Annotated in this window: 11 protein-coding genes; all 11 read left to right on the top strand. The window is 48.1% G+C overall.

The annotated features are described in order from the left end of the window. On the top strand, positions 1-1275 hold a 1275-nt coding region (locus V7014_RS23635; RefSeq protein ID WP_335510953.1), incomplete at its 5' end, for a C40 family peptidase. A 3-nt stretch (positions 1276-1278) separates the two neighbouring features. Beyond that, positions 1279-1713, top strand: coding sequence for a DUF2577 domain-containing protein (locus V7014_RS23630; RefSeq protein ID WP_335510951.1), 435 nt, complete (start codon positions 1279-1281; stop codon positions 1711-1713). Next, on the top strand, positions 1713-2141 hold the full coding sequence (locus tag V7014_RS23625) for a DUF2634 domain-containing protein (protein ID WP_335510948.1): 429 nt from the start codon (positions 1713-1715) through the stop codon (positions 2139-2141). The genes V7014_RS23630 and V7014_RS23625 overlap by 1 nt, the downstream gene beginning before the upstream one ends. Beyond that, positions 2142-3194, top strand: a complete 1053-nt coding sequence (locus V7014_RS23620) for a baseplate J/gp47 family protein (protein WP_335510946.1) — start codon at positions 2142-2144, stop codon at positions 3192-3194. It abuts the gene before it with no gap. Then, on the top strand, positions 3181-3840 hold the full coding sequence (locus tag V7014_RS23615; RefSeq protein WP_335510944.1) for a putative phage tail protein: 660 nt from the start codon (positions 3181-3183) through the stop codon (positions 3838-3840). The genes V7014_RS23620 and V7014_RS23615 overlap by 14 nt, the downstream gene beginning before the upstream one ends. Further along, a complete protein-coding gene (locus V7014_RS23610) occupies positions 3818-4147 on the top strand; it encodes a hypothetical protein (RefSeq protein ID WP_335510942.1) in 330 nt (109 codons plus the stop codon). The genes V7014_RS23615 and V7014_RS23610 overlap by 23 nt, the downstream gene beginning before the upstream one ends. A 1-nt stretch (position 4148) precedes the next feature. After that, positions 4149-4730: a hypothetical protein gene (locus V7014_RS23605; protein WP_335510941.1), complete on the top strand. Its 582-nt coding sequence runs from the start codon at positions 4149-4151 to the stop codon at positions 4728-4730. A 1-nt stretch (position 4731) separates the two neighbouring features. Continuing rightward, on the top strand, positions 4732-6207 hold the full coding sequence (locus tag V7014_RS23600) for a DNRLRE domain-containing protein (RefSeq protein ID WP_335510939.1): 1476 nt from the start codon (positions 4732-4734) through the stop codon (positions 6205-6207). Further along, on the top strand, positions 6207-6386 hold the full coding sequence (locus V7014_RS23595; RefSeq protein ID WP_335510937.1) for a hypothetical protein: 180 nt from the start codon (positions 6207-6209) through the stop codon (positions 6384-6386). Before V7014_RS23600 ends, V7014_RS23595 begins: the two co-directional genes overlap by 1 nt. After that, positions 6379-6528, top strand: a complete 150-nt coding sequence (locus V7014_RS23590) for a hypothetical protein (RefSeq protein WP_335510935.1) — start codon at positions 6379-6381, stop codon at positions 6526-6528. The genes V7014_RS23595 and V7014_RS23590 overlap by 8 nt, the downstream gene beginning before the upstream one ends. Further along, the gene (locus V7014_RS23585) at positions 6521-6676 is read left to right on the top strand and encodes a hypothetical protein (RefSeq protein ID WP_335510934.1); all 156 of its coding nucleotides are present in this window, start codon (positions 6521-6523) and stop codon (positions 6674-6676) included. The genes V7014_RS23590 and V7014_RS23585 overlap by 8 nt, the downstream gene beginning before the upstream one ends. Positions 6677-6683: the final 7 nt, after the last annotated feature.

Below are 6683 nucleotides of genomic sequence, written 5' to 3'. Positions count from 1 at the left end.
CGCGAGGTTCGGGTGCTCGTCGGTAACGAAGAGGTTTTCCGAGGCGTTCCGTTTAAGCTCGGCATTAATGAGCAGGGCGATCAGTCGATAACGGCTTACGATTATAACGTTTATCTTTCGAAGTCGTCCGACCATCTTAAATTCGCAAACAAAAAAGCATCGGACATTATTCGTTCTATTTGTACTAAATACGGAATCAAGACCGGACATATCGACGACACGAAATACGTCATCCCTCGGCTGATTTTCAAAGGCAAAACGTTATACGATATGGTTGTTGTCGCGCTAACTGAGACGCGAAAGCGGACGGGCAAGCGTTACTTTTTACGCAACGCTAAAGGCGCGCTTGAGCTTCGCGAAGTAAAATCGCAAACAAAATTTCTCCATATCGAAGCTGGACGCAACTTAATGAGCGCGAACTTTACCGAAGACATCGAGGAGCGTAAGACGCAAGTCAAACTAACGGGTGGCGACGAAAGCAGTCCGGTCGAAGTAGTCGTCAAGTCTAACGATGCGATTCGCGATTATGGAATCATGCAACATTACGAACATAACTCAGAGGTAAAAGCGACTAACAAACTAAAGCCTTTGGCGGACGCATTACTTAAGGAACTAAATAAAACGGAGCAGGAGTTCGATATAGAAGCGCTAGGCGATGTCGCCATGGTTTCGGGTGTACAGATTAAAGTCACCGAGCCCATGACCGGCTTGTCGGGCGCTTTTTATATTTCCGCAGATTCGCACAAGTTTAGCGCTGAGGGTTTACACACTATGTCCCTTAAGCTTCGTCGCGAGCTTGAATTGCCGGAGCAAGAATATGAAAAGCCGGAGGAACAAGCGAAGCCGGCGAAAACGAAGGAAGATGTTCGCGCGGGAAGTACGAGCGGTGGTAGTAGTGGAGACTCTTCGTCAGCAGTCGTTAGGCTCGCTAACAGTTATAAAGGCAGACTTAGTTATAAATACGGTGGTAAGAACGTCGAAGGTGGTAGCGCGGACTGTTCCGGATTTACTTATTACGTATTTAAGAAGGCGGCAGGCATCAATATCGGACACGGAACTAGCACGCAGGCAAAGAAAGGGCGCAAAGTATCGAAAGCGGACGCGCAGCCGGGCGACCTTGTATTCTTTCAAGGCACATATCGAAAGGGCGTTTCGCACGTCGGCATTGTAACGCGACCCGGATATTGTGTAAGTCTCGCGTCAAGTGGATGCGAGGAACACAGCTACGTTTCAGGCTATTGGGGCAAGCATTTTATGCAGATTAGGAGGGTTTAGCGAATGGTAATGAAGCACTTAAAACCGGAAGGTGATCCGTACTCACAACTAGTACAGGAAATGCAATTGAACGGCTATAACAAGGCGGTCGATATCGAAATTGGCACGGTTATCGCTGCGCCTCCTAACATCAAGATACGCCTCGATAGTTCGCCGATTGAACTCGATAAGGACGACTTAATTATCGCGGAACACTTAACGCGGCATACACGCATCGTAACGCTGACACATAACGAACTTGCCGAACGTGACTTAGGCGATAAAACAGAACGCGACCACCTCGACACTGACGATTTGGCAGCACCTTTGACTTCGTATAAACACAATTATATCGAGCTACAGTTCGAGGATGTACTCAAGGTAGGCGACCGTGTTATCGTCGATTGTCTCGAAGAGCAGATGCTTTATGTAGTTCGCGACAGAGCGAGGTGGTATTGATGGCGCTAACGCCCGATAATGTTACGGAGCTTTTGGACGATTATCTTGCGGAAGAAGAGGAAGGGCAGGCCATCGAGCCTTCGAAAACATATCGTATCAACTTCGACGGCACGAATCGACTAACGGGCATGGTCGACGATCTGGACGCAGTTAAGCAGTTTTCGCGAAAGGCTCTGATAACAAGCCGAAGTCATTTCTTAATTTATACGGACGATTACGGATGCGAGCTCGAAGACTTAATCGGACAGGACGTAACGGACGCGTTCCTAGAGTCGGAAGTACCTCGAATGGTTCGCGAAGCATTAATTTATGACGACCGAATTATCGAAGTCAATAACATAAGATTACGCCGTGAAGGTGACGCGCTATTCGTTGCTTTGACGGTTATTTCTATTTTCGGAGACTACACGCAGGAGGTGAGACTGTAAATGGCGATGTATAGTACGCGAACAGCCGACGAAATATTAGATTCGATGAAAGACAGTGTTCGCGATGACGTAGATAAGCGAGAAGGAGCGGTCGTGCACGATATGCTTGCGCCGCCAGCGATGGAATTCGAAATGATTGGCTTTGAGCTTGACGCGATACTTGAGCTAGGTTTCGCTGACACTTCGCAAGCTGAGTATTTAGAGCGAAGGACTGCCGAACTTGGCGTATTCCGAAAGGCGGCAACTAAAGCGGAAGGCGAACTTATATTTACAGGCGACGAGGGCGCAGAAATACCAATAGGCACGCGAGCCTTAACGGGCTCGGGTGTCTTTTTTGTGGCGACCACTTACGGAGTTATCGCGGAAGGTACGGCGACAGTCAAGGCGGAAGCAATCATAGCGGGCGCGCAAGGTAACGTAAGCCCCGAACAAATTATTGCGATTGAGAACGCACCGAACGGCATTAAATCCGTCACTAATCTCGCAAACTTCGAAGGTGGCGTCGACACGGAATCGGACAGCGACCTTAAGGCGCGCTATTTGCTGAAAGTCCGCAAGCCGATTACGTCCGGCAACACCTACCACTACGAAAAGTGGGCGACTGATGTTGAAGGCGTCAGCAGAGCGCGGGTCTATCCGATTTGGAACGGCAACGGCACGGTAAAAGTCGTAGTCATTGACGCGAACGGACGCGCGCCAAGTCCAGCGATTGTTGAGGATGTTATCGCGAACATTGAGCGCGAGCGACCGATAGGCGCAACGGTTACGGTCGTACCTGTTCGCGAGATTGCTATAAACATAGCGGTCACTCTAACGTTAGAGGGTGCGTTATTGCCCGTCGACGTTCAAGCGGAAGTTGAAGCGAATATTAACGGCTACTTGGCGCAAGCTGGCAACATCATCCGTTACTCGCAAATAGCTAACGCGATTATTGATACACAGGGCGTTGTCGACTACGAAGGACTTACGATAAATGGCTCGACAAGTAACGTTGTGATTGACGGAGAATCGACCGCAATAGTCGGCGAGGTGATTTTGAATGCAGGAGCTTAAGCGAAAGTTGTACGATTTATTGCCCCGATATTATGACGAGTCGCCCGAAGTTGAAGCGATAATGCACGCCAGCGCGGTCGAATTGGACGAAGCAAGGCGTAAGGCACGTGATTTGCTCGATCAATTTTTCGTACGTACAGCAACGTGGGGGCTTGCGGATTGGGAACGCGTGCTTGCGCTTCCGCCTGCGCCTCATTCCGATGTAGAGTTCCGTCGCCAACGCATACTCGCGAAACTAGCAGGGAACGCGCCAGCAACGCTTCGATATATGACCGACTTGATAAACGTTTATGTGCCGAAGCGCGACGCCGAAATCATCGAGCATAACTCGGAATATCGCTTCGAGGCGGTCGTTCCTCTAGCGGACGACAATCCGATTGATACAGGCGAAATCTATCACGCCATAAACGAAGTAAAGCCAGCGCACTTAGGATTCGACTTGGTTGGCGAATTGCGAGACGTAATAACCGTTACTGGGCGCGAGTATAGCTTCGATGTGCCCTACCTGATTTGTAACGAGTTCAGTACGGACGACGCGCAGGGCATCGGAATCAAAGATAAGGCGACGGTTATCGCGAGAGAGTACGGATTCGAAGTCCCTTATTTAGTTTGTGGCGAATTTTATGCGGGAGAGGAGTGGCGATAGATTGGCGATTAAGGATTTGTATATCGACGAAACAGTTAACTTTATGGCTTCGCTCGCTAAACGAGCAATTGTCGTAATTGACGGCGTTGAGCGAGAGTATACGATTTATAGGACGAATAAAACCGAACGCAAAGTTAAGCATTTCGTTTATCTGACGAATGAGCAAGGCACAGTTTCCAGTGCGCGATTGCTAGACGGACAAGGGCGCGAATTACAGACGCGGGGATTTAGTGTTAAAAAGGGCGCTGATGGGCTCGTTGTTACGTTTGTAGTAGAGCTAAATTTAATCGAAGTGAAGGAGGGATAAAATGGCGGAGATAGGACGTACTAATCCATATGTAAAAACGATTTGGTTTGACCGAATTAGAGACGTTATTGACGGTGAGATTATTCAGGAAGGAACGCGGTTTAATCAAGCGCGCGCCAACAATATCGAAGATGGTATTTATACAGCGCACGATTTTATAATCGAACTTAATAACGAACTTACAAGGTTGCGCGTACAGTTAGAGCTTGACGGACGTGTGCCGGGCAATAGTGGTGCTTTCGCGGATTTCCTTGACGGTACGACGAATAAGCTTACGTTACAAGAGGCGAGCGCGGACATACTCGAAGCTGTTTCGATTGGCGCTACGCAAATCAAAGTCGATAGTGTCGTGGACTTTACGCAATTTACGGAAGTTACGGTTTATGACGGCACGAAACACGAAGATACGCTTGTGACTGCCGTTGATACTAGCGCGAAAACTATTACAGTGCAGGCGTTGAAAAATGAGTATGTAAAGGGCGCGAAGGTACAGCGAAGTAGTGCGAAAGTTGATACGTTAAATAAACGAATGCAAATCGGTGATTGGTCGACATTTACCGTGAGCATGGCGGAGGTGAACTAGGTTGGCTGTAACCAAATTAGATTATTCAAAAATTCAAGTTGGTACTTACGTTTGGAAAGATTATCCTGGTGGTAGTTATCCAGATGATAAATATTTATATGTGCATGCTGGTATTTATGAGTCTTTTTTGAGGTTTGATACATCAGAAATTCCTAAAAATGCGTTAGTGTCATCTGTGAGATTACATTTACGAGTCGAAGAGTCCAGCCAAGTTACTATAAAAGTAGGTAATGTTTTGGATCAAACGTTTGATTCAAATATTATATGGTATAGAAAGCCTGATATAACTGGACCATTCGAAACTCAATCTGTTTATGTGCCTTCCGGAGCCGAAGCGAAATGGGTTGTTTTTGATATTAAAAGCATTTGGGATGTAAATAGAATTCAAAATGGAGTATTAGGTACGTTGTCATTAGGATTGACTACAACTGGCAGTTCTGCTCGTATAAATTCGGATAATGCAACATCAATTGCATATAGACCTTACTTAGAAGTAGAGTATACGACAAACAATACGCCAACATTATTGCTGAACACGGAAAATAACCGCACGCTCTACGAAAATGACACGCTATCAATCGACGGCTCGGCAACGGACGCCGACAATGGTAATATCGTAAACGTTAAATATTCGATAAACGGCGGTACAGTTCGCGCAATTGCTACGGCAATCTCGAACGGCACGGCGCCTATTCCTTTCGCGAAAACTCTAACGTGCAAGAACGGTAAACTATTCGACGGCGAGACCGCAGTAACCGAACAACTTGTCGAAGGCACAGCGAACACCTTACGCGTATGGGCGGAGGACGACCAAGGCGGAAAATCGACGGAGCAAACACGTACATTCTACGTAACGCCCAACCGAGCAGCAACGGTGACTATCGACACCCTAGAGGTGGTCAGCGACCTAATTAACGCGGACAAAGTAACGATTACTGGCGCGGTTACCGACCCGGAAGGACAGGAAGTTATCGTCAAATACAAGGTAAATGACGGCGCGTTCATCGAGATTTATCGCGGACAAAGTGGCGCATTTAGCTTCGACGTCAGCCTAGCGACGCTCAATATCGGCAACAACCAAGTCACGCTACAAGCGACTGACAGCTACGGATTTGTGACGACTAAATCTTTCCCACTCGCGAAAACGGAGAACCGGACGGCGCTGAAAGACGCAACAGAACGTTATACGGTTACGCCGCCGAAGGGAACGGCGCAAGGCATCATCGTATGGGTTCAACGCGAGGTCGGCGATTTAACGGTCGGCATAAACGTATCTATGTCGGCAAAAGGCGAGCAAGAGCAGTTTGTCGCGATGACATTATCGAACACGGCGCCAGTCAGCGAAGGCGTTGTCGAGGACGAGTTCGTTTATGATGCGGGCGCGGCGAAAGAACATATCGTGCTCGAAGTCAATATGCATCGCGAAAACGTGACGTCAAATGCGGCGATTATATTAATTTCGGGGGTGTTGAGCTAATGACGATTTTACGCAGAAAGCGACTACCGGACGGTAGCTTCGGCGAGCTTGAAAAAGTGTTCGAAGGCGAAACGCAGGCGGAGCAAATTGAGAAACTTCAAAGCGACTTAGATAACGCGATCATTGAGCTTACGACTCTTATCGCGATGCAGGGCGGCGGAGGTGGCGGAAGTGTTTAACGAAAATTCAATCGTAGTGCAAGCGTGGATACGCAAAATCGAGCAAGGGGCGGTGACATCCGATGATGTGCCGGCTCTTTTTAATTTGCGCGAAGTTGTCGCGACTATTTTGGATTCGAAAGGGGATGCGAAGAATGTTTAACGAAAATTCGATTGTGGTGCGCGTTTGGTTTACGGCGGTCTTGGCGGGCACATATACTTTCGCGCAAGTGCCGAACTTATCTAATCTGCGCGATGTGGTCGGCGCGAAGTTGACCGAATTTGGCTACGTAATTGAGGGGGCTGGCTGATGGCGGA

It is taken from the genome of Bacillus sp. JJ722, assembly GCF_036963345.1.
GTDB lineage: Bacteria > Bacillota > Bacilli > Bacillales > DSM-1321 > Bacillus_AD.
This window is presented reverse-complemented; position numbering and strand designations above follow the sequence as displayed.

Coding starts and splice junctions, on each gene's coding strand:
- V7014_RS23630 (WP_335510951.1), top strand. CDS start 1,279: ATGGTAATGAAGCACTTAAAACCGGAAGGTGATCCGTACTCACAACTA.
- V7014_RS23625 (WP_335510948.1), top strand. CDS start 1,713: ATGGCGCTAACGCCCGATAATGTTACGGAGCTTTTGGACGATTATCTT.
- V7014_RS23620 (WP_335510946.1), top strand. CDS start 2,142: ATGGCGATGTATAGTACGCGAACAGCCGACGAAATATTAGATTCGATG.
- V7014_RS23615 (WP_335510944.1), top strand. CDS start 3,181: ATGCAGGAGCTTAAGCGAAAGTTGTACGATTTATTGCCCCGATATTAT.
- V7014_RS23610 (WP_335510942.1), top strand. CDS start 3,818: ATGCGGGAGAGGAGTGGCGATAGATTGGCGATTAAGGATTTGTATATC.
- V7014_RS23605 (WP_335510941.1), top strand. CDS start 4,149: ATGGCGGAGATAGGACGTACTAATCCATATGTAAAAACGATTTGGTTT.
- V7014_RS23595 (WP_335510937.1), top strand. CDS start 6,207: ATGACGATTTTACGCAGAAAGCGACTACCGGACGGTAGCTTCGGCGAG.
- V7014_RS23585 (WP_335510934.1), top strand. CDS start 6,521: ATGTTTAACGAAAATTCGATTGTGGTGCGCGTTTGGTTTACGGCGGTC.